This window comes from Caulobacter hibisci, from assembly GCF_016135805.1.
GTDB lineage: Bacteria > Pseudomonadota > Alphaproteobacteria > Caulobacterales > Caulobacteraceae > Caulobacter > Caulobacter hibisci.
In genome coordinates, this window is record NZ_JADWOX010000010.1 from 32,911 (window position 1) to 58,991 (window position 26,081).

The 26,081-nt window shown below is 70.7% G+C and carries 20 protein-coding genes; 16 read left to right on the forward strand and 4 right to left on the reverse strand.

Going from position 1 to position 26,081, the window contains the following annotated elements; translation table 11 throughout:
- Positions 1–60: 60 nt before the first annotated feature.
- Positions 61–1,728: an O-linked N-acetylglucosamine transferase family protein gene (locus tag I4Q42_RS14900; RefSeq protein ID WP_198576876.1), complete on the reverse strand. Its 1,668-nt coding sequence runs from the start codon at positions 1,726–1,728 to the stop codon at positions 61–63.
- A gap of 105 nt (positions 1,729–1,833) precedes the next feature.
- Here I4Q42_RS14900 and I4Q42_RS14905 point away from each other — a divergent pair, with 105 nt between their 5' ends.
- Genes I4Q42_RS14905 through I4Q42_RS14930 form a run of 6 tightly spaced genes read left to right on the forward strand, consistent with a single transcriptional unit; the run spans position 1,834 to position 6,508 of the window.
- Positions 1,834–2,805: a ketoacyl-ACP synthase III gene (locus tag I4Q42_RS14905; protein WP_198576877.1), complete on the forward strand. Its 972-nt coding sequence runs from the start codon at positions 1,834–1,836 to the stop codon at positions 2,803–2,805.
- Positions 2,806–2,815: 10 nt separating this feature from the next.
- Positions 2,816–3,037: a hypothetical protein gene (locus I4Q42_RS14910; RefSeq protein ID WP_198576878.1), complete on the forward strand. Its 222-nt coding sequence runs from the start codon at positions 2,816–2,818 to the stop codon at positions 3,035–3,037.
- Complete coding sequence (locus tag I4Q42_RS14915; RefSeq protein ID WP_198576879.1) at positions 3,037–4,071, forward strand: 3-oxoacyl-ACP synthase III family protein; 1,035 nt, start codon at positions 3,037–3,039, stop codon at positions 4,069–4,071. The genes I4Q42_RS14910 and I4Q42_RS14915 overlap by 1 nt, the downstream gene beginning before the upstream one ends.
- A complete protein-coding gene (locus tag I4Q42_RS14920) occupies positions 4,068–4,829 on the forward strand; it encodes an SDR family NAD(P)-dependent oxidoreductase (RefSeq protein WP_198576880.1) in 762 nt (253 codons plus the stop codon). The genes I4Q42_RS14915 and I4Q42_RS14920 overlap by 4 nt, the downstream gene beginning before the upstream one ends.
- A gap of 25 nt (positions 4,830–4,854) precedes the next feature.
- The gene (locus I4Q42_RS14925; protein WP_198576881.1) at positions 4,855–5,478 is read left to right on the forward strand and encodes a NeuD/PglB/VioB family sugar acetyltransferase; all 624 of its coding nucleotides are present in this window, start codon (positions 4,855–4,857) and stop codon (positions 5,476–5,478) included.
- A 13-nt stretch (positions 5,479–5,491) separates the two neighbouring features.
- Positions 5,492–6,508, forward strand: coding sequence for an aromatic ring-hydroxylating oxygenase subunit alpha (locus I4Q42_RS14930; protein WP_198576882.1), 1,017 nt, complete (start codon positions 5,492–5,494; stop codon positions 6,506–6,508).
- A 168-nt stretch (positions 6,509–6,676) separates the two neighbouring features.
- Here the strand turns inward: I4Q42_RS14930 and I4Q42_RS14935 are convergent, their stop codons facing one another.
- From I4Q42_RS14935 to I4Q42_RS14945, 3 genes are read right to left on the reverse strand one after another with little or no spacing between them, the layout of a single operon-like run.
- Complete coding sequence (locus tag I4Q42_RS14935) at positions 6,677–8,347, reverse strand: O-linked N-acetylglucosamine transferase, SPINDLY family protein (protein WP_198576883.1); 1,671 nt, start codon at positions 8,345–8,347, stop codon at positions 6,677–6,679.
- Between the two features lie 8 nt (positions 8,348–8,355).
- Positions 8,356–9,075 (reverse strand): cytidylyltransferase domain-containing protein, encoded by a 720-nt coding sequence (locus tag I4Q42_RS14940; RefSeq protein ID WP_198576884.1) that lies wholly within the window; start codon positions 9,073–9,075, stop codon positions 8,356–8,358.
- Positions 9,072–10,928, reverse strand: coding sequence for a tetratricopeptide repeat protein (locus I4Q42_RS14945; protein ID WP_332873086.1), 1,857 nt, complete (start codon positions 10,926–10,928; stop codon positions 9,072–9,074). Before I4Q42_RS14945 ends, I4Q42_RS14940 begins: the two co-directional genes overlap by 4 nt.
- 220 nt (positions 10,929–11,148) lie before the next feature.
- Here I4Q42_RS14945 and I4Q42_RS26720 point away from each other — a divergent pair, with 220 nt between their 5' ends.
- The 10 genes from I4Q42_RS26720 to I4Q42_RS14995 all read left to right on the forward strand — a co-directional run bounded on the left by I4Q42_RS26720 (position 11,149) and on the right by I4Q42_RS14995 (position 25,981).
- On the forward strand, positions 11,149–13,074 hold the full coding sequence (locus I4Q42_RS26720) for a methyl-accepting chemotaxis protein (protein ID WP_198576885.1): 1,926 nt from the start codon (positions 11,149–11,151) through the stop codon (positions 13,072–13,074).
- Positions 13,075–13,076: 2 nt separating this feature from the next.
- Positions 13,077–14,510: a chemotaxis protein CheW gene (locus I4Q42_RS14955; RefSeq protein WP_198576886.1), complete on the forward strand. Its 1,434-nt coding sequence runs from the start codon at positions 13,077–13,079 to the stop codon at positions 14,508–14,510.
- Between the two features lie 10 nt (positions 14,511–14,520).
- Positions 14,521–15,603 (forward strand): protein-glutamate methylesterase/protein-glutamine glutaminase, encoded by a 1,083-nt coding sequence (locus I4Q42_RS14960; RefSeq protein ID WP_198576887.1) that lies wholly within the window; start codon positions 14,521–14,523, stop codon positions 15,601–15,603.
- Positions 15,600–16,436, forward strand: coding sequence for a CheR family methyltransferase (locus tag I4Q42_RS14965; protein WP_198576888.1), 837 nt, complete (start codon positions 15,600–15,602; stop codon positions 16,434–16,436). Before I4Q42_RS14960 ends, I4Q42_RS14965 begins: the two co-directional genes overlap by 4 nt.
- The gene (locus tag I4Q42_RS14970; RefSeq protein ID WP_198576889.1) at positions 16,433–18,325 is read left to right on the forward strand and encodes a chemotaxis protein CheA; all 1,893 of its coding nucleotides are present in this window, start codon (positions 16,433–16,435) and stop codon (positions 18,323–18,325) included. The genes I4Q42_RS14965 and I4Q42_RS14970 overlap by 4 nt, the downstream gene beginning before the upstream one ends.
- Positions 18,322–18,573, forward strand: coding sequence for a hypothetical protein (locus tag I4Q42_RS14975; protein WP_198576890.1), 252 nt, complete (start codon positions 18,322–18,324; stop codon positions 18,571–18,573). Before I4Q42_RS14970 ends, I4Q42_RS14975 begins: the two co-directional genes overlap by 4 nt.
- A gap of 55 nt (positions 18,574–18,628) precedes the next feature.
- On the forward strand, positions 18,629–19,012 hold the full coding sequence (locus I4Q42_RS14980) for a response regulator transcription factor (RefSeq protein WP_198576891.1): 384 nt from the start codon (positions 18,629–18,631) through the stop codon (positions 19,010–19,012).
- The gene (locus I4Q42_RS14985) at positions 19,009–19,647 is read left to right on the forward strand and encodes a chemotaxis protein CheX (protein ID WP_198576892.1); all 639 of its coding nucleotides are present in this window, start codon (positions 19,009–19,011) and stop codon (positions 19,645–19,647) included. Before I4Q42_RS14980 ends, I4Q42_RS14985 begins: the two co-directional genes overlap by 4 nt.
- Positions 19,648–19,689: 42 nt before the next feature.
- The gene (locus I4Q42_RS14990; RefSeq protein ID WP_198576893.1) at positions 19,690–22,464 is read left to right on the forward strand and encodes a PAS domain S-box protein; all 2,775 of its coding nucleotides are present in this window, start codon (positions 19,690–19,692) and stop codon (positions 22,462–22,464) included.
- A gap of 256 nt (positions 22,465–22,720) precedes the next feature.
- Entirely contained in the window at positions 22,721–25,981 is a 3,261-nt protein-coding gene (locus tag I4Q42_RS14995; RefSeq protein WP_198576894.1) for a TonB-dependent receptor, read from the forward strand.
- Positions 25,982–26,081: the final 100 nt, after the last annotated feature.

Below are 26,081 nucleotides of genomic sequence, written 5' to 3' on the forward strand. Positions count from 1 at the left end.
CCCGCTGACTCGGCTTGGATACCCGCCTTCGCGGGGATGCTCGGATGAAAGATTGGCGTCCTATGCGGTTTTAGCCGCCATCTCCGCGAACGCCGCCTCCATCCGCCGCGTAAACCCGGCCTCGTCGCGATAGGCCGAGGCGTCGTAGGCGGGGCGGACGCGCGCGCGCAGGACCGCCAGGGCGTCGTGGTCCTGGTCCAGACGCGCGACGAACTCCGCCATGGCGCTCCAGTCGTCGAACAGCAGGTCGTCCAGGCCCATCGCCCCCAGCGCCTCGACGGCGACGCGGCTGTAGTAGTCGCGGCCCCGGATCGCCAGCACCGGCACGCCGCGCGAGACGGCCTCCATGGTCGTGGTGCCGCCGCCCACGGGCGTGGGGTCCAGGGCGAAGTCGATCTCCGCGAAGGCCTGCTCGTACTCCTCGCCGGTGGTCTTGCCCTCGAACAGGATGCGCTGCGGGGCGATGCCATAGGCCAGGAACCTGCACTGGGTCGTGGTCTGCAGCACCGGATCGACGAAGTAGCCGTACTTGCACAACAGCTTGGCGGTCGGGCTGGCGTGCAGCAGCCTGGCCCAGCCGGCGATGGTCTCGTCGCTGAGCTTGGCCGGGTGGTTGAAGCTGCCGAAGGTCAGAAAGCCGTTCGCGATCGCCGGCGACGGCGAGGTCTTCGCTGTCGGGGTCGGGCGGAACGGGGCCAGGATCGGGCCGATGTCGTACAGGGTCTCGACGAACAGCGGCGGGGCGTCAGCGGTCAGCATCTGCGAGCCGAGCATGGAGTAGTCCATGGTCTCCAGGCCGGTGGTCTGGATCCAGTTCAGCCAAGCGACCTGCACCGGCGCGGGCTGCCGGGCGAACACCGCCAGCCGGTTGCCCGAGGCGTGGCCCCAGACGTCGACCAGCACGTCGATGGCGTCGGCGCGGATCAGGTCGGCGTGGGCGTCATAGGTCAGGGCCTTGCACGAGCGGACGGTGACCTGGGCGGGCAGGGCTTCGGCTTCGGCGTGGTCGACATAGGCGAACACCTCGAAGCGGTCGGCGTCGTGGTTGTCGAACAGCGGGCCGGTGAAGTGGCGCAGCTGGTTGGCGAAGCTGGGCGCGACGTAGCCGACGCGCAGCTTGCGCTGGCCGTCCCAGGCGGGGGGGAAGGTCGGGGCGGCGGGGGCGACCTTGCGCATCACCTCGCCCCAGCGGCGGGCGGTTTCGGCTTGGCGGTTCAGCCCGTCCTTGGCGAACATCAGCGAATAGAGCACGAAGCCTGAGAGGTAGGAGGCGCCGGTCAGGGCCAGGGCCTTGTCGAAGGCGCCCAGCGCCGCCTCGATGCGGCCGGCGTGGTGCAGCGACTGGCCGTAGACGAACAGGCCCTCATTGGCCGCCACCGTCGCGTCGTTCAGGGCGCAGCCGCAGGCCGCCGCGGCGACCCCGACATAGTCCTCGCCATAGAACAGCCGGCCGACCTCGAGGGCGTAGGCGGCGTCGCGGGCCACGCGGTCCAGGGCGATCTCGTTCTCGCCCATCACCGTGAAGGCGTGGTTCATCCAGGCGGTCTCGAAGGCCTGGCGGGCGCGGGCCTCCTCGCCGATGCCGAGCAGGGCCGCGGCGTGGAAATAGTGCACCTGGACGTCGTCGCCGTTCCGGGCGGCCAGGGGCGCGAGCAGGGCCTCGGCGGCGGCGGGCTCGCCGGCCAGCAGCAGGTCCATGGCCCTGGGGAAGACGTCCTCGGCCGACATTGCAGGTCCCCCGCAAATCAAACGGCTGGCTCTCGGCGCAGCGACGCGCTTAGATTGCGCCAGACACTGTTCTGCAACGATTCATTCCGCGGCCGCGAGGCGTATATGTTGACCGCCAGGATCAAGGCGATCGCAGGTCACCTGCCCGAAGGCCGCCTGACCAACGACGCCCTGGCCGCGCGCTTCCCCGACTGGAGCGCCGACAAGATCCTGGACAAGACCGGCATCGCCGAGCGCCGGATCGCGGCCGACGGCGAGACCTCGCTGGACCTGGCCGAGGGCGCGGCCAAGGCCTTGCTGGCCCAGGAAGGCCTGAATCCGGGCGAGATCGACTTCCTGCTGCTGTGCACCCAGACGCCGGACTACGTGCTGCCGACCAGCGCCTGCCTGCTGCAGGCCAGGCTGGGCCTGCCGACCAGCGCCGGCGCTCTGGACTTCAACCTCGGCTGCTCGGGCTTCGTCTATGGGCTGAGCCTGGCCAAGGCCCTGATCGAGAGCGGCCAGGCCAAGCGAGTGCTGCTGGTCACCGCCGACACCTATTCCAAGCTGCTGGCGCCAGACGACCAGGGCGTGCGCACCCTGTTCGGCGACGGCGCGGCCGCCACCCTGGTCGAGGCGGTCGAGGCGCAGGCCCCGCTGATCGACCCGGTGGTGTTCGGCACCGACGGCCTGGGCGGCGAGCGGCTGATCGTCAAGCGCGGCGGTTTCCGCGAGCCTTCGGCCGGGGCCGACATGGTGTTGGAGATGGACGGTCCGGGCGTCATGGCCTTCACCCTGGGCCACGTGCCCAAGGCGATCGAGCAACTGCTGGCGCGCACCGGCCGGACGATGGACGAGCACGACCTTTTCGTCTTCCACCAGGCCAACGGCTTCATCCTGGATCGCCTGCGCAAGAAGCTGGCCATCCCGCCCGAGCGCTTCGTCATCGACATGCGCGAGGTCGGCAACACCGTGTCGTCCACCATTCCGCTGGCGCTGGCCCCGTTGTTGTCGCAAGGCGCGGGCGCCCCTAGACGCGTGATGCTGGTGGGGTTCGGCGTGGGCCTGTCCTGGGCCGCCGCCAGCGTCGTCATTTGAGGAGACCAAGATGAGCGCCCTTTTCGCCGGACTGGCCGAGATCTTCGAGGTCGACGAGTCCGAGATCTCGTCGGCTTCCGAGCTGGCCGCCTTCAACTGGGACTCGCTGGCGATCATCTCGACCCTGGCCCTGGTCGACGAGATCAACGGCGTGTTGCTCGACGGTCAGGCCCTGGCCAAGTGCGAGACCGTCGCCGACATCGAGGCGCTGATCGCCAAGGAAGCGGCGTGATGCAGGCCGCGCCCGGCGGCTATCGCGTCGAGGGCGTCCGCCTGGCGGGCGTGGTCTCGGCCGTGCCCGCCAGGCGCCTGGAGAACCAGGCGTTCGAAGAGCGGCTGGGCGAGGCGGCGGTCGCCGACGTCGCCAAGATGACCGGCGTCCAGACCCGCTACTGGGTGGAGCCGGGCCAGACCACGGCCGATCTCTGCCAGGTCGCCGCCGAGCGGCTGATCGAGCGGCTGGGCTGGGACCGCGCCTCGATCGACGGGATGATCTTCGTCTCCCAGACCCCCGATCACGCCCTGCCGGCCAGCGCCTGCCTGCTGCACGGCAAGCTCGGCCTTTCGCCGCACGCCCAGGCCTTCGACGTGGGCATGGGTTGTTCGGGTTACGTCTACGGCCTGTGGCTGGCCGCCTGTCTGCTGCAAGCGGGCTTGAAGCGCGTGCTGCTGCTGGCCGGCGACACCATCAGTCCCTTGCTCGACCCCGACGACCGCGCCACCGCCCCGCTGTTTGGCGACGCCGGCTCGGCCACGGCGCTGGAGCGCGATCCGGCCGCCGCGTCGCTGCATTTCAGGCTTGGCACCGACGGGACCGGAGCCAGCGACCTGATCGTCCAGGACGGCGGCTTCCGCTCGCCGTGCGGTCCCGCCGCCAGCATCGCCCCGACCCTGAAGATGGACGGCAACGCGGTCTTCGCCTTCACCCTGCGCGCGGTGCCGGCCCTGATCGAGGCTGTGCGCGCCGATGCCGGCCTGGCGGCCGAGGAGGTGGACTTCCACCTGCTGCACCAGGCCAACCAGTTCATGCTGCGCCACATCGGCAAGAAGGCGAAGGCCCCGCCCGAGCGTCTGCCGATCAACATCGGCAAGTTCGGCAACACCAGCTCGGCCACCCTGCCGCTGCTGCTGACCGACGCCGTGGCCGAGCCGTTGTCGAAAGAGGCCGCGACCCTGGTCCTGGCCGGCTTCGGCGTCGGCTATTCCTGGGGCGCGGTGGCCGGCCGCTTCGGTCCCCTCGACTGCGCGGAGACGGTGTACCTGTGAGCCTGCATCCCGAAGCCCTGGCGGGAAAGACCATCCTCGTGACCGGCGCCTCCTCGGGCCTGGGGCGGGCGAGCGCCCAGGCCGCAGCCGCCGTGGGCGCGCGGGTGATCGCCGCCGGCCGTGACGCCGAGCGCCTGGACCAGACCCTGGCCAGCCTGGCCGGCGAAGGCCACGTCTCCCTGATCCAGGACCTGTCCGAAGGCGACGCCGCCACCGACGTGGTGGCCAAGGCCGCCATCGAGGCCGGCGGGCTGGACGGGATCTTCCACGCCGCTGGCGTCGAGATGGTCCTGCCGATCCGCATGACCAAGGACGCCAAGCTCGACGAGGTGATGGGCGCGTCGTTCGGCAGCGCCTTCGCCGTCAGCCGGGCGGCCGCCAAGGCCAAGGTGATGAAGGACGGCGGCTCGATCGTCGTGGTCAGCTCGGTCGCCGCCGAGCGCGGCCGCGCGGGCATGACCGCCTATGCCGCCTCGAAGGCCGCCGTGGAGGGCCTGGTGCGGTCGCTGGCCTGCGAGCTCGCGCCCCGCCGCATCCGCGTCAACGGCCTGGCGGCCGGCGCGGTCGAGACCGAGATGCACCAGCGGATTTCGCGCGGCCTGACCGGCGAAGGGCTGGAAGCCTATCGCGCCCGGCACCTGCTGGGTTTCGGCCGGCCCGAGGATGTCGCGGCCGTCGCCGCCTTCCTGCTGAGCCCGGCCGCGGCCTGGGTCACCGGCGCGATCTGGGACGTCGACGGCGGCTATAAGGCCGCGTGAAGCGGCCGTACGGAGGAGACGGCAGATGGACTACGTGATGGTCGGGGGCGGCGCGCTCGCCCGGGAAATTATCGACTGGTTCGGTCCGCAGTTCGCCCGGACCGGCGACCGCTTCGTCGGCTACCTCGACGACGGCGACGCGCCGATGGCCCGCTTCGGCCGCGACCTGCCGCAGCTGGGACCCATCGCCGGCTACACCCCGGCGGTCGGCGTCCAGCTGGTGATGGGCATCGGCACGCCGGCCGGCAAGGCGGCGGTGGCCCAGGCCCTGCGCGCGGCCGGCGGCACGTTCGCCACCCTGGTCCACGACCTGGCCTTCGTCACCGCTTCGGCCAGGCTGGGCGAGGGCGTGCTGGTCGGGCCGTTCGTCAACGTCTCGTCCGACAGCAAGGTCGGCGATCTGGTCACCGTCAACGGCCATTCGGGCGTCGGTCACGACGTCGAACTGGGCGACTACTCGACCCTCAGCTGCCATGTCGACCTGACCGGCCGGGTCAAGGTGGGCGAGGGCGTGTTCTTCGGCTCGGGCGCGCGGGTGCTGCCCGGCGTCAGCATCGGCGCCAAGGGCGTGATCGGGGCCGGGGCGGTCATCGTCCGCGACACCGCGCCGGGCGCCACCTATTTCGCCGCGCCGGCCCGGAAGCTGTAGCCAGAAAGCCCTGATGACGCCGCTCGTCGACACCCTCTACCGCCGCTACTGGCACCTGGTCGCCCACCGCTCGGAAGTCGCCGAGCCGGGCGCCTGGCTGCGGCTGGACTGGGCGTTCGGCGATCTGGTGATCTACAACGACGACGGCGAGATCGGGGCCTTCGACAATATCTGCCCGCATCGCGGCGCGCGGTTCTTCGTCGGCGACCATGGCGTCGGACCGATGCTGTGCCCCTATCACGGCTGGCGCTACGGCGGCGGGGTGCTGAAACCGGCCCTGGCCAAGGGCTTCGACCCCGAGGTGTTGGCGGCCCAGTCCATCGGCCGTTACGCCGTCGCCTGGTGCGGCGACTTCCTGTTCGTCGGGATCGCGCCCGAGCAGGCCCTGGCCGACCAGTTGGGCGAGGCGGCCGGCAAGCTGGAGACGGTGTCGCGGCTGATCACCCGCCGCCGCGACTTCCACGCCCTGCCGTTCGAATGCGACTGGCGGGTGGCGGTCGAGAACGCGCTGGAGACCTACCACGTCAACCTGATCCACGGCTCGACCCTGGCCAGCCTGGGCATGGTCGAGAAGACCCTGATCGTCGACGGCGCGAACCTGACCTGGGAAGGCGAGGTCACCGACAAGCGCACCCTGCGCGGCCTCTCCGCCTTGGGGCGTTACTTCGACGCCGCCGAGGCCTACCAGGGCTACTGGACCATCCACGTCTTTCCGTTCGCGATGATCTCGTCGACCTTCGGCTACTCCTACGCGATGCAGACCTATTTCCCGGCGCGCGAGGGTCGGCGCACGCACTTCTGCACCCGCCTGCTGGACGGACGCGTGCGGCCCGGCGCCGAACGGGCGGTCGAGGCCTTCCTCGACTCCAGCGCCGAGATGAACCGCCGCATCTTCGACGAGGACCGCGAGATCTGCGAGCGGGTCAGCCCGGCGTATGACCTGGACAAGCCGGTGCGGGCGTTTGCGAAGTCGGAGGAGCGGCTGCGGTTGCTGCACGAGCGGCTGCGTCATCTCACCCCTCTCTCTTAGAGAGAGGGAGGGGCCCATCGCGGAGCGATGGGAGGGTGAGAGGTTTCACCCTTTACCGTCTTACCCCAAGAGGCGGGTGAGGCAGGCCGCGCCTCTTCCTGAGAGTTTGTTACCTCTCACCCTCCCACGCCTTCGGCGCGGGCCCCTCCCTCTCTCAAAGAGAGAGGGTCAGGTTTTATCCGGCCACTTCGCCGCGAACATCCCGAGATACGCCGCCTCCAGCGTCCGCGTGACCAGCGTCTCGTCGCTGAACGAGGCTTTGGCGAAGCCGTCCCAGGTGCGGTCGCGCAGAGACTGAAGGTTGGCGCAGGCCGCCACCGCCTTGGCGACGTAGTCGTCCCAGTCCTCGGCGACCAGGTCGGGCAGGCCGACGGCCTCGACCAGTTGCACGCCGATGCGGCTGTAGAAGGTCGGGCCCTTGAGGGTGATCACCGGCACGCCGCGGGCCATGGCCTCCAGCGTGGTGGTGCCGCCGGGGCAGGGCGAGGGGTCCAGCGACAGGTCGATCTTGGCGAAGGCCTGCTCGTAGCCGTCGCCCTCCGAATGGCCCTCGTAGAACAGCCGATCAGGCGTCACGCCGTGGGCCGCGAAGCGGGCGGTGGTGGCCCGGATCAGGATCGGGTCCTCGAAATAGCGGTACTTGAGCAGCAGGCGCGCGGTCGGCAGGGCCTGCAGCAGGCGCGACCACCCGGCGACGGTCTGATCGCTGAGCTTGGACGGGTTGATGAAGCTGCCGAAGGTGACGACGCCGCTCTCCAGGCTGGGGGCGGGCGAGGGCTTGGCCGGATCGGCGCGGAACGGGGCCGAGATCGGCTCGACCGGCCAGACGGTCTCGGTGAACAGGGCGTCCATGCCCGGCGTCAGGATCGACTTGGAGTGAATGGCGTAGTCCATCGAGCGCAGGCCGGTGGTCTGCTGGTAGTTCAGCCAGGTGGCCTGCACCGGCGCGGCCCGGCGGGTGAACACCCCAAGCCGCGAGCCGGAGGTGTGGCCCCAGGCGTCGATCAGCACGTCGATGCCGTCCTGTCGGATCAGGTCGGTCGCCTTGGCGTCGTCGAGCTCGCCGATCGCCCGCACGGTCGGCCGGCTCTTCCATTTGCCGCCGTCGTCGGGGTTCTGCGGATAGAGGAAGATCTCGAACCGCTCGGGGTCGTGATGGTCGAGCAGCGGGGCCACGAACTGGCGGATCTGGCCGCTGGAGAAGGTGGGCGCCACATAGCCGACCCGCAGCCGGCGGCCGGCCAGCGGCGCGGGCGGCGCGGCCGGCGCCAGGAACGGCGTCTCGAAGCGCTCGGCCCAGGCCCTGGCCGCCTTCGCGTGCCTGGCCACGCCGTCCTCGACCATGAACAGGCTGTAGAGCTCGAACTGCGCGGCCGGGCCGCTGTTGGGCAGCATGTCCGACAGGGCGTGGAACAGGTTGTTGGCCTCGTCGGCCCGGCCCTGGTGCAGGTAGGAGAGGCCCAGCGACACCACCTCCTGCGGCTGGTCGCGCCCGGCGATGACCGCCACCCCGAAGGCCACCCCGGCCGAGGCCGGATAGTGGGCGTTGTAGAGCCGGTGGCCGATCTGCACGGCGTAGTCGGCGTCGGTGGTCAGGCGCTCGACGTCGGCGCCTAGAGCCTTGATCACCGCCAGGCCGTGGGTCAGGCGCGCGTCGTTGAGGGTCTGGCGGGCGGCGGGATCGCGGTTGGCCAGTTGGGCCGAGGCCAGCCAGTACAGCGGCTCGATCGCGCCCGGCGCCTTGGCCACGGCGGCCTTGGCGGTGTGCAGGGCCACGGCCGGCTTGCCGGTCGCCAGGGCGTTGCGGGTGCGCAGGAGGTCTTGGTCGGGCGCGGCCATGGGGCTCTCTAGATGCGGGGATAGTCGCCGAGCGTGGCGAGGTCCGGACGGCCGCGCACGAAGGCGCGGACCTCGTCGGAGGTGAAGGGGCGATCGGGGCTGTAGAGCCCCTCGTAGACCGCGCGGACGAAGGTCAGGTCCGACGGCTCGTCGACGGTCCAGCGCAGTTCGTTCTCGTCCACGGCCTGGCGCACGCCGTCGAGGCGGAAGCGCTCGGGGCGGCGGTAGAAGAACGGGGTGACGTGCTCGCGCTCGTAGGGATCGGCCGCTTCCGCAGCGGCCTGGCGCAGGAAGGCCACGCCGACCATCTCGGCGTCGAGGCCCTTGGGATAGGTGCGGTCGGGATGGGTGGTGGCCGAATAGTCGGCCCCGCTGGCGACATGATGGGCGACCAGGGCGTCGATCAGCTGCGGGTCGGCCAGCGGGCAGTCGGCGGTCAGGCGGACCACGACGTCGCTGCCGGCCAGGTCCCGCGCCGCCCCGGCGAACCGGCCCAGCACGTCGTCGAGGTCGCCGCGATGGGTCTCGACCCCGGCCTGCTGCAAGGCCTCCGCCAGCACGTCGTCGGAGGCCTGGTCGGAGGTGGCGACGATCAGCCGATCCAGCCGGGCGGCGGTGCGCAGCCGCTCGATCTGACGTAGGATCATGGGCGCGCCGACCAGGTCGGCCAGCACCTTGCCCGGCAGGCGCGAGGAGCTCATCCGGGCCTGGAGGATGGCGACGATCATGCCTTGGCCCTGTCGGCCAGGGCCGTGGCGATGCGGGCCATGATCTCCGGCCATTCGGCGAAGTTCTTGGCCACGAAGGTCTTGGCCTGCGGGTACCAGGGATAGTGGTCGGTGCCCAGGCGGGTCCAGGCCTTGGCCGCGGTGATCATCCAGATCGGCGCGCCGCAGGCCCCGGCCAGGTTGATGGTGGCGTTGGAGAAGCCGATCGTCAGGTCCAAGGCGCAGGTCAGGGCCGCGACCTCGTCGAGGTCCTCCTTCAGGTCGATGCCCGGCGGCTGCCAGACCTCGACGCCCAGCATGTCGCGGGCGTAGGCGATTTCCTCGGCGCAGTCGCCGTACTGGATGTTGATGAAGCTGACGCCGGGGGTCTTCAGGACCGGCTCCCACAGCTGGAACGGCGAGAACTGCCGCGCCCGCTCGCCGTCGAGCTTCAGGCTCTTCCATAGCAGGCCGACCTTCAGGCCGGCCGGCGCGTCCTCCAGCACCTTGCGCCAGTGCGCCACGCGCTCGGGATCGGGTTCAAGGAAGCGCTCGCGCTCGGGGAAGGCCTGCGCGGTCGGGCGCAGCACCGGCAACAGCGAGGCGATCGGCGTCCAGGCGTCGTAGCGCGACACCTCGGCGACATTGGGAGCGCTGCGATAGGTGCGGCCCTCGTAGGCGACGGTGCGGTGCTGGCTGACCTCGACGCCCGGGAAGCTGCGCTCGAACAGGGTCTTCAGCCGGCGCTCGACGACCAGGCCCATCGAACCGTCGGCGCCAAGGCGCTCTTTCAGGTCCGGCAGCAGGTTGGCGAACATCACCTCGTCGCCCAGGCCCTGTTCGGCGACGACCAGCAGACGCTTGCCGTCCAGCGGCTCGCCGATGCGCCAGGGCTGGGCCTCGATGACGAAGCGCGGGGCGTCGCCGAGGTCGGGCGACAGCCGCGCCTCGTAGGCGCTCCAGCCCTCCTCGACCCGGCCGAGGGCCAGCAGGATGGTCGAGCGCGCGAACTGCATGGTGGCGATGTCTTCGCGCGAGTCCGAGCAGGCGATGCCCTTGTCGCAGTCGTCCAGCGCGCCCTCGGCGTCGCCCAGGTCGAGGCGGGCATAGGCACGGTTGTGATAGCCCTTGCCGAAGTCCGGGTTCAGCCGCAGGGCCTCGTCGAAAAAGGTCACCGCCGTGGCCCCGTCGCCCAGGCTGCACATCACCGTGCCCAGCGTGTTCCACAGGATCGGCTGCTGCGGATGCTCCTGGATCGCCGGCCGCAGGATGTCGATGGCCTCGCTGTTGGCGTTCAGGTCGCGCAGGGCGCAGGCCAGGTTGTTGACGCCGGCCACGTCGTGGGGCTGGGCCTTGACGTGGATGCGGAACAGCTTGGCGGCGATCTCCGGCATGTCCATGCGGTAGGCCAGGCGGCCCAGGTCGCCGGCCACGGCGTCCTCGCTGGGCAGCAGGCGCAGGGCCGCCTCGTAGCACTGCATCGAGCCGGAGAAGTCGCCCAGCTTCTCGCGCGACACCCCCAGCACGTGCCAGGCGACGCCGAGCTTGTCGTCGGTGGACAGGGCCTTCAGGGCCAGCTTGGCGGCGCGCTCGTAGTCGTGCTTGCGCACCGCCCCGATCGCCTGCTCCAGCAGGCGGGCCTGGGCCGAGTTGCCGAGGGTCTGGGTCTGGCGGGTCAGCCGGGCCAGGGCCTCCTTGGAGGCGGAATCGCCGACCGGTCCGGCCCGAAAGCCCATGTGGGCGGCGACCGGCGCGGCGTCCTGGCCGAGCGCCAGCACGCTGGGCGAAACCGGCGCGGCCAAGGCAGCCAAGGCGGGGCGAGCCGGACGCGCGCCCGAACGCGCGGAAGACGGCGATTTGTTGCGCGGCGCCATGAACGGTCCCCAGCGTGAGCGGCCGGCTCAGCCTTGTAGCGTCCTTGAATAGTCTGGTTCGCGGGAGAACGGGAATAGGGGTGTAGGCATGGCCGTTTCGCAGCGCCGGGTTGCAATGGTCCGGCGTGGCCTATTGTCGTTGTGGTCGAGCCTCGGGCCTGCTTCTATCGGTGCCTTCGAGCGGTCGCCTGGACCGGCCGATGGAAGTGTGGGGCGGCTTATGGCGCTGGTGAAGACGACGAAGCTCTCGGGTCGGGCGAAGGGCCGCGAGACCGCGCCGCCGCCCGAGGCCGTGGCGCCGGTCGCCAGGCGTACGCCGGCGCGAAAGCCCGTTCCGCGTCGCCAGAACGCCGAGGAGCGGATCGCGGCGGCCGTCCTGGAGTTGACCAGCGGCCTGACCGAGGCCGCCAGCGCCGTCGAGGAACTGCGCCGGGCCCTGGCCCAGATCTCCAGCGGCGCCGAGGAAGCCGCAGGAGCCGCGCACGAGTCCCTGGCCTCGATCAATGCGATGACCGAGCTGTTCGCGGCGGCGCGGGAGCGGGCCGAGGCCGCCCGTACGCGCGCCGAGACCTTGCAGGGCCTGCTGGCGGAGTCCGGCGCGGCGGTCACCACCTCGGTCAAGGCCGTCAGCCTGAACGCCCGGCGGCAGCTGGCGACGGTCGAGGCCGTGGCCCTGCTCGACCAGCACGCCACGCGCATCAACGAGATCACCGTCGGCGTCGCCGACATCGCCGACCAGACCAACCTTCTGGCCCTCAACGCCGCCATCGAGGCGGCGCGGGCCGGAGACGAGGGGCGGGGCTTCTCGATCGTCGCCGACGAGGTTCGGGCCCTGGCCGAGGCCGCCGAGCAGCGCTCGCGGCTGATCCGCGAGTCCGCCGACCGCATGGCGGCCCTGGTGCGCGACGTCGGCCAGCGGCTGCGCAAGGCCGCGACCGGCGCCGAGGCCGAGGCGATCTCGGCCGCCCGGATCACCGACACGCTCGACGTCATCCGCGGCGACATGGGCCGGCTGAGCCAGGACAGCCAGGAGATCCTGATCTCCGCCGTCGAGGCCGCCGCCGCCGCCAACGAGACCCGGCGCGGGGCCGAAAGCATCTCCAGCGCCGCGGAGGAGCAGGCAGCCGCCGGGACCGAGGCCCAGCGGGCGGTGCAGCAGCAGGGTCAGTCTCTGGACCAGAGCCAGACGGCGGCCGAATCCCTGAGCGAGCTGGTCGAGGTCGGAACGAGCGGCGAGGGCGCGGCCGACGCCGCGCGCGAGACCGCCGCCGCGGCCGAGGAGCTGTCGGCGGCCATCCAGCAGCTTTCCGGCTCGGCGGCCGAGATCCTGGTGGCCATCGACCAGATCAGCCGCGGGGCCCAGATCCAGGCGGCCGCCACCCAGCAGGCCAGCGCGGCGATGACCGAGGTCGAGCGCGCCGCCCGCCTGTCCACCGTCAATGGCGGCGAGAGCGCCAAGCGGGCGCAGGCCATGGGCGCGCTGCTGCGCGACAGCCGCGCGGCCATCTCGTCCCTGGTTGCGAACGTGGCCCAGGCCGCGAGCGAGAACCGTTCGATCCTCGACGCCATCGAGACCTTGGAACTTGAAAGCGCCACGACCGCCAAGCTGGTCGACGGCCTGGCCCTGGTGGCGGTGCAGACGACCATGCTGGCCACCAGCGGCGCGGTCGAGGCGGCGCGGGCCGGCGAGGCCGGGCGCGGCTTCGCGGTAGTCTCGGGCGACATCCGCACCCTGGCGCGCGACGCCGCGGGCAACGCCGAGGCGGTCAAGGACGTGATCGCCGCGATCGCGGTGCAGATCGGCAAGGTCCGCCGCGAGGTGGACCAGACCGCGGCCGTGGCCGAGCTGGAGGTCGACCGCAACCGGGCGATCGAGGAACGCCTCGAGGTGGTGGTCCAGGGGGCCGAAGCCCTGCGCGCCGGCGCCGAGGAGATCGCCCAGGGCGGCGAGGCCATCCTATCGGCCTGCACCCAGGTCACGGTCGGCGTCGGCCAGATCGCCGTCGCCGCCGAGGAGGCCAGCGCCGCCGCCACCCAGGCCGCCGTCGCCGCCCGGCAGCAGTCGCAGGCCGCCGAGGACCTTGCCGCGGCGATCGAGGAAATCGCCTTGCTGGCCGGCGAGCTGCAACGCGCGGCGGAGACGTGAGCGTGGCCGCCGAGGCCCGCCGACGGCTGACGGTTCGGGCTGGCGGAGCGCGGATGAGCCTGCCCGCCCAGGCGGTGGCCGAGGTGATCAAGCAGCCCAGGCTGACCCGCATGCCGCACGGCCCTGCCGAGCTGCTGGGCGTCACCCACCTGCGCGGCGTGGTGCTGCCCGTCGTCTCGCTGGCCGACATCCTGGGCCTGGAGGCGGGGGAGCCCGATCGCGTGGTGGTGCTGCGGCGCGATCCGCCGGTGGGCCTGGCCGTCGAGAGCGTCGAGGCCCTGGGCTTTTCCGACGACGCCTCGGACGACGCGGGCGAAGGCCTGAGGCTGCGCCGGGGCGACGGCGCCTCCTGGCTCGATCTCGACGAGGTTCTGGCGGCGCGCTTTTCGGCGACCCGCGAGCGGGGTCGGACCGATACGCGTATTGCGTCGGACGTCCTGCCGTCCAGTGCCCGCGAGGCCGAGCGTACCCTGGCCATGCTCGGGATCGCCCTGGCCGGCCAGGCCTATGGCCTGCCGCTGGAGGCGGTGGTCGAGGTCGCCGCCGTGCCGGCCGCCATCGCCGGCCTGCCGCGCACCGACGCGGTGCTGCTGGGCGTCTGCGACCATCGCGGCGCGGTGCTGCCGGTGCTGTCGGCCCGGGGGCTGCTGGGCCTGGCCGAGACGGCGCCCAGCCCGCGCGAGCGCCTCGTCGTGGTGCGCCTGGGCCAGGAGCGTCTGGGCCTGATCGTAGACGAGGTCACGTCCATCGTCCGCGAAAGCGCCGACCGTCTTGGCCGCGCGCCCAGCCTGTTCAATCGCGGCGGCGGCGAGGCCCGCATCGACACCGTCCTGCGCCTGACGGGCGACCGAGGCGTGCTGGCGATCCTCACCCCCGACCGCCTGCTGGCCGACGAGCGTGTCGGCCAGTGGCTGGCCCTGGCCAGCGCCTCCGAGGAGACCGCCATGACCCAGGGCTCCCTGGCCGCCCAGCGCGAACGCTTCATCGTCATCCGGCTGGGCGAGGAGCTGTACGGCCTGCCGATCGCCGCGGTCGACGAGGTGGTGCGCGCCCCCGACCAACTGACCCGCCTGCCCAAGGCTCCGGCCTATGTGAAGGGCGTGATGAACCTGCGCGGCAAGACCCTGCCGGTGATCGACCAGCGCGCCCGCCTGTCCGCGCCCGGCAAAGCCGAGGGCGCGGGCCGCATCGTCGTCGTCACCGTCGACGGCCTGCAGGCCGGCTTCGCCGTCGACGCCGTCATCGAGATCCTGGAGGCGGGAGAAGGCGATCTTCTGCCTGCGCCGGAACTGTCCGACCCCGGCGCCCGTTTGTTCGACCGCGCCGTGCGGCGCGGGGGCGACGTCATCTTGCTTATCGATCCAAAAGCGCTGCTGGAGCGGGCGGAAGCCGATCTCCTGCGCGACCTGGCGCGGACCGCTCCGGCGTCTTCGTGACCCCTTGCCCATGACAAAGGTCCTGGTCGTCGACGACTCGGCGCTTCTCCGGCGTGTCCTGAGCGAAATCCTGACGGAGGCCGGCTTCGAGGTCGCCATCGCCCGTGACGGGGTGGAAGCCCTGGCCAAGCTGGATGAAGTGCGCCCGGACGTCGTCACGCTGGACGTGCAGATGCCGCGCATGAACGGCCTGGAGTGCCTGGAGCAGATCATGGCCCGGCGGCCGTGCCCGGTGGTGATGGTCTCGTCCCTGACCGCCGAGGGGGCGGAGGCGACGCTGTCGGCGCTGGAACTCGGGGCCGTCGACTTCCTGCCCAAGCCCGACGGCGTGGTCTCTCTGGCCATAGACGAACTGGCGCCGGTGCTGATCGAGAAGGTCACGGCCGCGGCGACCGCCAAGGTGGGCCGTGGAAGCCGCTTGCTCGAACGCCTGCGGGCCAGGCGCGAAGCGGCCCGAGCCCCGACAAAGACGGGGGCGCGGCCTCGCAAGCAGGGCGCGGCCCCGGCCGGCGATCCGCCCGAGGGACTGGTGCTGGTCGGAACCTCGACCGGCGGTCCGGCGGCGCTGGAGGCGCTGCTCGGCGACATCGCCCCCGACTTTCCCTGGCCGATCCTGGTCGCCCAACACATGCCGGCCAGCTTCACCGCCTCGCTGGCCGCGCGGCTGGACGGCCTGTGCCCGCTGTCGGTGGTCGAGGCGGCCGGGCCAACGCCGCTGCGCACCGGCGGCGTCTATATCGCCCGCGGCGGGGCCGACATGGTGGTCAGTCGCCGGGCCGCGGGCCTGGTGGCCCTGCCGGCCCCGGCCGATCCCGCGCACCGCTGGCATCCCAGCGTCGACCGCCTGGTCGCCAGCGCCATGGCCCACGTGGCCCCCGACCGGCTGGTCGGGGTGCTGATGACCGGCATGGGCGACGACGGGGCCAGGACCATGGCCGAGCTGCACCGGCTGGGCGGGCGCACGGTCGCCGAGTCCGAGGAGACGGCCGTGGTCTGGGGCATGCCCGGCGCGCTGGTGCGGCTGGGCGGGGCCAGCGCGGTGGAGCCGGTCGACGCCATCGCCGGCCGCCTGTCGATGATGCTCGCCCGATGATCCCGCCCTTCACCGACATCGAGCTCGACCGCTTTCGGGATCACCTCTACCGGCAGACCGGCATGTGGTTCGGCGAGACCAAGCGCTACTATATCGAGCGGCGGCTGGACGAGCGGCTGGCCGCGACCGGCGCCGCCGACCTCGGCGACTACCTGGCCCACCTGCGCACCGACCCGGGCGAGCGCCAGGCCCTGGTCAACGCCTTCACCGTCAACGAGACCTATTTCTACCGCGAGGAACATCAGCTGACGTGCCTGGGCCGTTCGCTGCTGCCCGACCTCGTTGCGACGCGGCGGGCGGGCGACAAGGTGCGGATCTGGTCGATGCCTTGCTCGACGGGGGAAGAAGCCTATTCCATCGCCCTGTGGCTGCTGGAAAACTGGCGCATGGTCGACGCCTACAACATCGAGATCGTCGGGTCCGACATCGACACCCAGGCCCTGGAGGCCGCCCGCGCCGGGCTTTTCGGCGAGCGGTCCCTGGCGCGGCTGCCGCAGTCGGTGCGCGACGCCTATTTCGAGCCGGCCCGCCGCCATCGCTGGAAGATCATCGACGACCTGCGGGAGTCGGTGACCTTCACCGCCGCCAACCTGATGGACGGGCCGGGTCTGCGCGACCAGGGGACCTTCGACGTCATCTTCTGCCGCAACGTGCTGATATATTTCGACGACGCCTCGCGCGCCGTCGCGGCCCGGAACCTCTATGACCGCCTGTCGCCCGGCGGCTATCTGTGCCTGGGCCACACCGAGTCCATGAGCCGCATCGACGATCGTTTCCTCGTCCGGCGATTCGAGGACGCCGTGGTCTTCCAGCGTCCGGGAGGCCCGGCGTGATCGACGAGCTTCTCGCCCAGTTCCTGATCGAGGGCCGCGAGCAGGCGCTGGAGGCCGGCGCGGATCTGGCCGCCCTGCAGCGCGGACCGGCCGATCCGGCGCGGCTGGATCGCTGCTTCCGGGCCGTCCACACCCTGAAGGGGTCGGCCGACCTGTTGGGCCTGACGCCGATGGGGCGCGTGCTGCACGCCGCCGAGGACGTGCTGGGCCGGCTGCGCGGCGGGCAGGGCGAGGGGGGCGATTTCTCCGTCCTGCTGGAGGTCGCCGACCAGGTCGAGCGCTGGCTGGACGACCTGGACACGGTCGGAGTTCTGCCGGAGTCCGCCTCGGCGGCGTCGCAGGCCCTGATCGCCCGCCTGGCCGGCGACGGCGCCGCGCCGCAAGTCGCTGCCGCCGACGACTGGGACGGGGCGAGCGCCTTTCCGGGCCGGGCGGGCGTGGCCATCCGCTATCGCCCGCGCGCCGACGGCTACTTCGCCGGCGACGATCCGATCGCCATCATCAAGGCCGTGCCGGACCTGGCGCAGCTGCGGGTCAGCCTGGCCGAGCCCGTCGCCGATCCGGCCCTGTACGATCCCTTCCGCTGCACCCTGGTCATCGAGGCCCTGTCCACGGCCGCCCTGCCGGCGGTGGAGACCGCCCTGCGGCTGGTCCGCGACCAGGTGGCGCTGGCCACCCTTCGCGCCGCCGAGGCCTTCGCGCCGGCCGGCGTCGAGGTGGAAACGGCCCGCCGCACCCTGCGCATCGACGCGGCCCGGGTGGACCAGTTGGCCGACCTTTCCGACCAACTGGTGGTCGCCAAGGGCGGGCTGATCGAGCTGGCGGCCCAGGCCGAGCGCGGCGGCGACGGCCAGGCCCTGGGCCAGGCGCTGCGCGCCAAGCAGGCCGAGCTCGACCGGCTGGTCGCGGCCCTGCACACCACGGTCGGCCAGGCGCGGATGACGCCGCTGGCGCCGTTGCTGGGCCGGTTTCCGCGCCTGGTGCGCGAGATCGCCGCCACCCTGGGCAAGCCTGCGGCGCTGGAGATCGAAGGCGGCGAGGTCGAGGTCGACAAGGCGGTGGTCGACGGGCTCTTCGAGCCGCTGCTGCACCTGCTGCGCAATGCGCTCGACCATGGCGTCGAGCGGCCCGAGGCGCGGACGGCGGCGGGCAAGCCGGCCCAGGCCCTAGTGCGCCTGTCGGCCCGCACCGTCGGCGACCAGGCGGTGATCGAGGTCGTCGACGACGGGGCGGGCGTCGATCCGGCCCGGGTGCGCGACCGCGCGGTGGCCCGAGGCTTGATCGACGCAACCAGCGCCGAGGCCATGAGCGACGCGGCGCTCGTCGACCTGATCTTCCTGCCCGGCTTCTCGACCGCCGAGACGGTCAGCAGCGTCTCTGGCCGCGGGGTCGGCATGGACGCGGTGCGCGCCGCCGTCACCCGCCTGGGCGGGCGGGTCGAGATCGACAGCCGCCCTGGTCTCGGAACGACCGTGCGGCTGGCTCTGCCGATCCGCATGGTGCTGGCCAAGCTGCTGGTGGTGGAGAGCGCCGGCGAGCGCTTTGGCCTGCCGCTGGACGGCGTCGCCGAGATCGCCCGGGTTCCCGCCGACCGCATCTTCCCGATCCGCGCCGGCCGGGCCTTCGTGCTGCGCGACGAGGTCGTGCCGCTGGTGGATCTGGCCCAGGCTCTGGGGGCGGAGGCCGGCCCGTCCAGCGACCGCGTCGTCGTGGCCGGGGTGGGCGGCGAGCCGGTCGGCTTCGCGGTCGACGCGGTGGTCGAGCGGATCGACGCCGTCGTGCGGCCGATGGCCGGCCTGCTGGCCGGGGCGCGCGGCGTTTCGGGCTCGACCCTGACCGCCGACGGCTCGGTCATGCTGGTGCTGGACCTGGCGGAGCTTCTGGCATGAGGATCGAGCGAAACGGAGCCATCGCGGCGCTGCACGGCCACTGTCGGGTAGAAGACGCAGAGACCCTGGCGGCTCTGCTATGGGAGGGGAGCGTGACCACGCTGGACCTGTCGGGCTGCGACAGCCTGCACGGGGCCGTGGTCCAGGCGATCCTGGCGTTCCAACCTTCCGTCGTCGGTTCGCCCGGCGACGAGTTTCTGAAACAGCATCTGGTCCCGGCCCTGGCCCGAAGGGCGACGGCCGACTAGAGCCGGGCTATAACCGTCCGCCGCCCTAGGGGGCGCGGCATGTCGAGGAGTGTTCATGGTGGCGACGGTTCTGATCGTCGATGACAGCAAGCTGGCCCGCATCGTCGTGGGCAAGGCGATCGCTGCTCTGCAACCCGACTGGCGGCGGCTCGAGGCCGGCGGGGCCGACGAGGCCCTGGCGCTGTTCGAAAACGAGGCCATCGACCTCGTCATCCTCGACTTCAACATGCCCGGCCGCGACGGCCTGGAGCTGGCCGAGGAACTGCGCGGGCGCTTCGCCGACCTGCCGATCGCGGTGGCCACGGCCAACGTCCAGGACGAGATCATCGCCCGGGCCCGCGCGGCCAACGCCGCCTTCATCGCCAAGCCGGTCTCCGAAGAAGGCTTGAGGGGGTTCATCTCGGGGGCCGCCCTGCGCCTTCGGTCGGCCGGCCGATGAGCATCCAGACGATCTTTCTCGAAGAACTCGAACGCGACGCCCTGACCGAACTGGTCAATATCGGCGTCAGCCGCGCGGCCAGCAGCCTTCGCAAGATGGTCGGCGAGCAGGTGCTGCTGTCGGTGCCGTCGGTCGAGGTGGTGACCCGCCAGGGCGCGGCCACCCTGATCCGCGAGCGCGAGAACGGCGAGCTGGTCGCCGTGCGCCAGGACTTCGAGGGCGTGTTCTCGGGCCGCGCCCTGCTGATCTTTCCCCAGGCCAACAGCATGGCCCTGGTCCACGCGGTGACGGGCGGCGCCCTGTCCCACGGCGAGGCCGTCGACATGGAGGACGAGGCCCTCGCCGAGACCGGCAATGTGGTGCTCAACAGCTGCTTGGCGACCATGGCCAACATGCTGCAGAAGCCGCTGCAGATGTCGCTGCCCGAGGTGCTGCGCGGCGACGGGGCGTCGCTGTTCACCCTGACCGACCAGCACGCCGACGGCGGGGTGGTGCTGTTCCTCTACATCAACTTCGCCATCAACGACCGCGACATCCGCGGCTACATCGCCATGCTGATGGACCTGCCGTCGTTGCAGGCGCTGCGGTCGCTGATCGCCGACTTCATCGAACGCGTCGCCGGCGATGTCGGCTGATGCGCCTGAACCTATTGCTCAGCTTGGCGTTCCGATGAGGTCATGACCGACACCGTCGATGCAGCGATCCGCCCCGAGAACGCGGGAGCGGCCGTGGACCTGGACGCGCTGCGCGCGCTCGCCGGGCCGCTGTTCGACGCCCTGGCGGGATCGGGCGTGGCGATCACCGTCACCGATCCGCGCCAGCACGACGATCCGATCGTCTTCGTCAACGCCGCCTTCGAGGCCCTGACAGGCTACGAGGCGGCCGAGGTGATGGGCCGCAATTGCCGTTTCCTGCAGGCCGAGGGTGTCGACCCGCAGGCCGTGGCGGGTCTGGCCGGAACCTTGGAGAACGCGGGATCGGCCACGGTCGATCTGCTGAACGTCCGACGCGACGGGACGCGGTTCTGGAACCGACTGAACGTCACCACCCTGAAGGACGCGGCCGGGCGGCCCGCCTTCCGGTTCGCCACCCAGACCGACGTCAGCGCCGACTATGGCGACGAGGACCTGGGGCGAGAGCTGCGCTCGACCCGCCAGCGTCTCGCCGAGGCCAAGGAGCGGCTGCGCGTGGCCCAGACCGTGGCCGGCGCCGAGGGCGCCTGGGAGTGGAACATCGCCCAGGGACGTCTGGTCGCCGACGCGCGGTTCGCCGGTCTCTACGGCCTGGATCCGATCGCCGCGGCCAACGGCCTGCCGACCTCGGCCTTCTTCGACGCCGTGTTCGCGGCCGATCGCCTACGGCTGAAGATCGCCGTGGCCGGCGCGCTGAACGGCGCCGAGGTCTTCGCGCGCGACTACCGCGTCCTCGTCGACGGTGAACTCCGCTGGGTGTCGGCCAAGGGGCGGACCTATCTCGACGCCCAGGACAGGCCGGTGCGCTTCGCCGGCGTGCTGGCCGACATCACCGAGCAGAAGCGCGTCGAGGAGCGGCTGCGCATCGCCCAGTCGGCCGGCGGCGTGGGCAGTTTCGAATATCTCAGCGGCTTCGGCACGGTCGAGGTGTCCGACACCTTCTGCGGCCTGCTGGGCCTGCAACCGGCCACCAGCCTGCCGGTGCGGACGATCAACGCCGTGGTCGATCCCGAGGACCAGCCGCTGATCGGCGGACGCGAGAGCGAACGGTTGGGGCCGGCCTTCCACGAGTTCCGCATCCAGCGGGCCGACACCGGCGAGGCCCGCTGGCTGGCCTGCCGCGGCGAGCATCAGGCCGCGCCGAGCGGCGGGGTCAGCTTCATCGGCGTCATCTACGACGTCACCGCCACCAAGCGGTCCGAGGATCGGCTGCGCGACCTGGCCGCCGCCCTGGAAGCGCGGGTCGAGGTCAGCAACCAGGAGCGCGACCGGGTCTGGAACCTGTCGCGCGACCTGCTCAGCATCTCCGGCCGCGACGGCGCCTATCGCGCGGTCAATCCGGCCTGGACCGCCTTGCTCGGTTACGAGCCGGTCGACCTGATCGGCTCGGTGATGGGCGGGCTGGTGCATCCCGACGACCGGGAGATGGCCGGCGAGCTGGCGGCGGGGCTGCGGACCGGCGAGGCGGTGACCGACTTCGACTGCCGGGTGCTGTCCAAGGACGGCGAACTGCACTGGATCAACTGGACGGCCCTGCCGGACGGCGACTTCATCTATGCGGTCGGCCGCGACATCACCCAGCGCAAGCTGCTCGAAGACCAGTTGCGCCAGAGCCAGAAGATGGAGGCGGTGGGCCAACTGACCGGCGGCCTGGCGCACGACTTCAACAACATGCTGACCGGCATGCTGGGCGGTATGGACATGGGCCGCCGCCGCATCGCCGAGGGCCGGATCGCCGACGCCGAGCGGTTCTTCGAGGCGGCCACCCAGTCGGGCCAGCGCGCCGCCGCCCTGACTCACCGGCTGCTGGCCTTCTCGCGCCGGCAGTCGCTGGACAGCCGGCCGCTGGATGTGGCGGCGCTGGTGGCCTCGATGGAGGACCTGCTGCGGCGGACCCTTGGCGAGCAGGTGCGGCTGGAGACCGATGTCGACGCGGACCTCTGGACCGCCGTCGCCGACGACAACCAGCTGGAAAGCGCCATCCTCAACCTGGCGATCAATGCGCGCGACGCCATGCCCCACGGCGGCCGCCTGACGATCTCGGCCCGCAACGTCGCGCTGTCGGCCGCCCGCCTGGCCAAGAGCGACCGCGCCGAGCCGGGCGACTATGTCGAGATCGGCGTCGCCGACACCGGTATGGGCATGTCGCCCGACGTGCTGAGCAAGGTGTTCGACCCGTTCTTCACCACCAAGCCGCTGGGGCAGGGGACGGGTCTTGGCCTGTCGATGATTTACGGCTTCGTGCAGCAGTCGCGGGGCCATGTGGAGATCGAGAGCCAGGAGGGCGCGGGCGCGGTGATCCGCCTGTTCCTGCCCCGCCATCGCGGCGAGGTCGCCGACCTCGTCGAGGAGACCGACGATCGGGCCGAAGGCGGCGCCGGCGAGACGGTTCTGGTGGTCGAGGACGATCCGGCGGTGCGGCTGCTGGTCGTGCAGGTGCTGCAGGAACTGGGCTACCGCGCCATCGAGACCGAGAGCGGCCGCGAGGCCGCGCCCATCCTGCAGTCGGCGCGGGCCATCGACCTGATGATCACCGATGTCGGCCTGCCCGGTCTCAACGGCCGCCAACTGGCCGAGATCGCCCGCGAGAGCCGGCCGGACCTGCCGATCCTGTTCATGACCGGCTATGCCGAACAGGCCGTCGATCAGAGCACGTTCCTGGCGCAGGGGATGGAGATCATCACCAAGCCGTTCGCCATCGACCGCTTCGCCAAGCGGATCAGCGCCATCCTGCGCCGCGCGGAAGCCGAGCAGGCCTGAAGCTCTCGCAACCGGGCGTTTGTCCGCTCGGCGAGAGGGGCGTTACATTGTTACCACGCCGGCCCAGAACCCGACAAAAACGCGCCTCGAATATGCTGGGGCCGCGAAAATGCCCTTGTAGGAAAAATGGGCCCGGTTTAATAAATCAAATTAATTAAAAGACGCCACACGGCCAGATCCGGCAACCAAGTCGGGCGAGGCGAGCGTCGAAGCGCCGGCCATTCGCGGTGGGCGCTGAATTCTTAGGGGAGGAAGCATGAAGCTCATCGACAAGAAACGCGTCCTGTTCGTCTCGGCCGCCATGGCTTGCGTGGCCGGCGCCTGGAGTGTCGCGGCGCAGGCCCAGACGGCCGACGGAACCACCACCGAGACCGTTTCCGAGGTCGTCGTGGTCGGCCAGCGCAAGGCGATCCAGTCGGCGCAGGACCTCAAGAAGAATTCCGACCAGATCGTCGATTCGATCACCGCCGTGGACATCGGCGGCCTGCCCGACCGTTCGGTCACCGAGGCGCTGCAGCGCGTTCCGGGCGTGACCATCGGCCGGACCACCCAGCCCCGCGACGTCGATCGCCTGAACGCCGAAGGCTCGGGCATCCAGATCCGCGGCCTGACCTGGGTTCGTTCGGAGCTCAACGGCCGCGACATGTTCTCGGCCCGCGGCGGCCGCGCCATCTCGTGGGAAGACGTGACGCCCGAGCTGTTCGCCGGCGTCGACGTCTACAAGAACCCGTCGGCCGACATCGTCGAAGGCGGCCTGGGCGGCACGGTCAACCTGCGCACCCGCATGCCCTTCGACCAGAAGGACCGCCAGTTCGCCTTCTCGGCCGACTACACCCGCGGCGACCTGCGCAAGGAAGGCTCGCCCTCGGGCAGCATCCTGATGAGCGACCGCTATCAGACCAACTGGGGCGAGTTCGGCGCGTTGCTGAGCTACTCCAACTCGACGCTGAAGACGGCCGTCAACACCATCGCTGTCGACCCCTACAACGTCCACAGCACCAACACCCAGTCGTCCTACGACGGCGGCGCGACGCTGAACTACAGCGGCAACAACGCCATCGCGGGCCAGACCCAGGACCAGGTGTTCGTGCCGGTCGGCATCCAGTACCGCAACAACGACCAGGACCGGAACCGCAAGGGCTACTACGGGGCCTTCCAGTGGCGCCCGACCGACAACCTCGAGCTCTACACCACGCTGTTCCGCACCGAAGCCAAGCAGACCTTCATGGACAGCTTCGCCCAGACCTCGGCGTGCTGCTCGGCGACCAACAACCAGTCGTTCGTGGTCCAGCCGGCGGCGGGCACCGCGTTCGTGTTCGACGAGGACGGCAACTTCGTCAGCGGCACGCTGGTCGACGGCGGCGGCGGCGGCAACGGGGTCGCCAACTCGTTCCTGCTGAACGTGGGCACCCGATACGGCGTGGTGAAGGACAACACCAACGACATCTCGGCCGGCTTCAAGTGGCAGAACGACCGCTGGGCCGTGAACGGCGACCTGCAGTACGTCAAGTCGCACCGCGAGAGCACCGACCTGACGGTCTACAACACCGTCACCCTGCAAGGCGGTTTCGGTCTGGATCTGAGCGGCGACCTGCCCAAGATCACCATGAACAACGTCACGTCCTCGCCGTCGTCGTTCAACCTGTACGCGGCGATGGACCACATCGACGACAACGACGCCAACGAGAAGGCGGCCAAGTTCGACGTCACCTATTCGTTCGACGACGACGCCTTCCTGAAGGACGTCAAGGTCGGGGTGCGGGCGACCCAGCGCGAGGCGATCTCGCGCGACGGCGGCTATAACTGGGCGGTGATCTCGGCCCCGTGGGCCACGCGCGTCACCGCCACGGCCGACAAGTACACCCAGTACCAGGACACCGTCGCGTTCAGCAATTTCTTCAAGGGCGACGTGTCGGTGCCCTCGCTGATCATGCCGTCGTTCGACCTGGCCAAGAGCGCGACGACGCTCTCGGACTACCTCAACAAGGTGGTCTGGAACGGCCAAATCCCCGGCGGCGGCCCGGCCTATACGGACGGCGAGTACGGCTACTATCCGCAGACCGGCAGCGCCACCATCCCGTGGGGCGAGCTGGCCGGCCAGAAGAGCCCCTATGTCCAGGGCTCGCTGTGGAGCTACAACCCGCTGTGGGCGGCCCCGGGCAGCGGCATCAACTACTGGACCCCGCTGGGCGACTCCGACACCACCTTCGCCAACGGCAAGGGGGTCAACAACCAGCAGGAAGACACCACCTCGCTCTACGCCAAGGTCCGCTTCGGCAAGGACGAGCTGCCGCTGCAGTGGAACGGCGAGGCCATGAGCTTCGACGGTAACTTCGGCCTGCGCGTCGTCCACACCTCGACCGACAGCCGCGGCTACGGCACGGTGACCGAGATCGACCAGGGCCAGGCCCTGTTCGGCTCTGCGACGGCCGCCGCCAAGATCAAGTTCGCCGACGGCGAGTCGTTCACCTCGGTCGGCAGCACCAGCTACACCAACGTCCTGCCCAGCCTGAACCTGCGCCTGAAGGCCCGGGACAACATCTTCATCCGCTTCGCGGCCTCGAAGAACATCGTCCGTCCCGACTTCTACCAGATGGACCCCAGCGTCACGCTGTCGGGGACGCTGCAGTCGCGCAACGCGGTGCTCAGCGACAACCTGATCAACCAGCAGACCGGCTTGGCCTATACCCAGGCCCAGCTCGACACCGCGGTGGCCAACGGCCAGGCGATCCAGTACCACACCGACGTCGCCTTCGGCTTCAGCTCGGGCAACCCGAACCTGAAGCCGATGCGCTCGAACTCGTTCGACCTGTCGGCCGAGTGGTATTTCCACGGCGGCATGCTGGCCACGGGGATCTTCCACAAGGACGTCTACGACTATATCCAGTCGGTCGCTACCCAGGCCACGATCACCAAGAGCAGCGGCGAGTCCGTGACGGCCATCGGCACGGTTCCGCTGAACATGGGCCACGGCAAGATCTACGGCATGGAGTTCCAGTACCAGCAGTTCTTCGACTTCCTGCCGGGGCCGCTGGCCGGGATCGGCGCGGAATTCAACACGACGATGCTGGAAAGCCGCGGCGCGCAGAACGCCTCGAGCAGCACCACCGACGCCTCGCAGATCAACGCCTCGAAGCTCAACCTGCCGCTCGAGCAGCTGTCGCGCTACACCTACAATGCGACCCTGCTCTACAGTAAGTACGGCTTCGACGCCCGCCTGGCCTACAACTGGCGCTCGCGCTACCTGATGAGCGCCTCGGCCTCGAACCTGATGGTGCCCGTCTATGCCGAAGACTTCGGCCAGCTGGACGGATCGATCATCTACTCGATCAATCCGCGCCTGAAGGTCGGCGTGCAGGCGGTGAACCTGCTCAACAGCCGTTACGAGCTGACCATGGACCAGCGGGACTCCTGGTACCTGGGCACGCAGGGCAACTTCTCCGAAGCCCTGGTCCGCACCCACAGCTGGACCGTCAGCGACCGCCGCGTCTCGTTCATCCTGCGCGGCACGTTCTAGGACGGGCTGGCGCCGGGCCGAGGCCCGGTCCATCCTGAGCTTCGAAAGCCCCGTCGGCGCGCCGCCGGCGGGGCTTTTTCGATAGATCCACGCGACGCGT

What these genes read in the sequence shown, in the direction of transcription:
- I4Q42_RS14905 (WP_198576877.1), top strand. Translation starts at nt 1,834, where the DNA reads ATGTTGACCGCCAGGATCAAGGCGATCGCAGGTCACCTGCCCGAAGGC.
- I4Q42_RS14990 (WP_198576893.1), top strand. Translation starts at nt 19,690, where the DNA reads ATGACCGACACCGTCGATGCAGCGATCCGCCCCGAGAACGCGGGAGCG.
- I4Q42_RS14945 (WP_332873086.1), bottom strand. Translation starts at nt 10,928, where the DNA reads ATGGCGCCGCGCAACAAATCGCCGTCTTCCGCGCGTTCGGGCGCGCGT.
- I4Q42_RS14940 (WP_198576884.1), bottom strand. Translation starts at nt 9,075, where the DNA reads ATGATCGTCGCCATCCTCCAGGCCCGGATGAGCTCCTCGCGCCTGCCG.
- I4Q42_RS14960 (WP_198576887.1), top strand. Translation starts at nt 14,521, where the DNA reads ATGACAAAGGTCCTGGTCGTCGACGACTCGGCGCTTCTCCGGCGTGTC.
- I4Q42_RS14900 (WP_198576876.1), bottom strand. Translation starts at nt 1,728, where the DNA reads ATGTCGGCCGAGGACGTCTTCCCCAGGGCCATGGACCTGCTGCTGGCC.
- I4Q42_RS14910 (WP_198576878.1), top strand. Translation starts at nt 2,816, where the DNA reads ATGAGCGCCCTTTTCGCCGGACTGGCCGAGATCTTCGAGGTCGACGAG.
- I4Q42_RS14980 (WP_198576891.1), top strand. Translation starts at nt 18,629, where the DNA reads ATGGTGGCGACGGTTCTGATCGTCGATGACAGCAAGCTGGCCCGCATC.
- I4Q42_RS14935 (WP_198576883.1), bottom strand. Translation starts at nt 8,347, where the DNA reads ATGGCCGCGCCCGACCAAGACCTCCTGCGCACCCGCAACGCCCTGGCG.
- I4Q42_RS14965 (WP_198576888.1), top strand. Translation starts at nt 15,600, where the DNA reads ATGATCCCGCCCTTCACCGACATCGAGCTCGACCGCTTTCGGGATCAC.
- I4Q42_RS14915 (WP_198576879.1), top strand. Translation starts at nt 3,037, where the DNA reads ATGCAGGCCGCGCCCGGCGGCTATCGCGTCGAGGGCGTCCGCCTGGCG.
- I4Q42_RS26720 (WP_198576885.1), top strand. Translation starts at nt 11,149, where the DNA reads ATGGCGCTGGTGAAGACGACGAAGCTCTCGGGTCGGGCGAAGGGCCGC.
- I4Q42_RS14975 (WP_198576890.1), top strand. Translation starts at nt 18,322, where the DNA reads ATGAGGATCGAGCGAAACGGAGCCATCGCGGCGCTGCACGGCCACTGT.
- I4Q42_RS14930 (WP_198576882.1), top strand. Translation starts at nt 5,492, where the DNA reads ATGACGCCGCTCGTCGACACCCTCTACCGCCGCTACTGGCACCTGGTC.
- I4Q42_RS14995 (WP_198576894.1), top strand. Translation starts at nt 22,721, where the DNA reads ATGAAGCTCATCGACAAGAAACGCGTCCTGTTCGTCTCGGCCGCCATG.
- I4Q42_RS14985 (WP_198576892.1), top strand. Translation starts at nt 19,009, where the DNA reads ATGAGCATCCAGACGATCTTTCTCGAAGAACTCGAACGCGACGCCCTG.
- I4Q42_RS14925 (WP_198576881.1), top strand. Translation starts at nt 4,855, where the DNA reads ATGGACTACGTGATGGTCGGGGGCGGCGCGCTCGCCCGGGAAATTATC.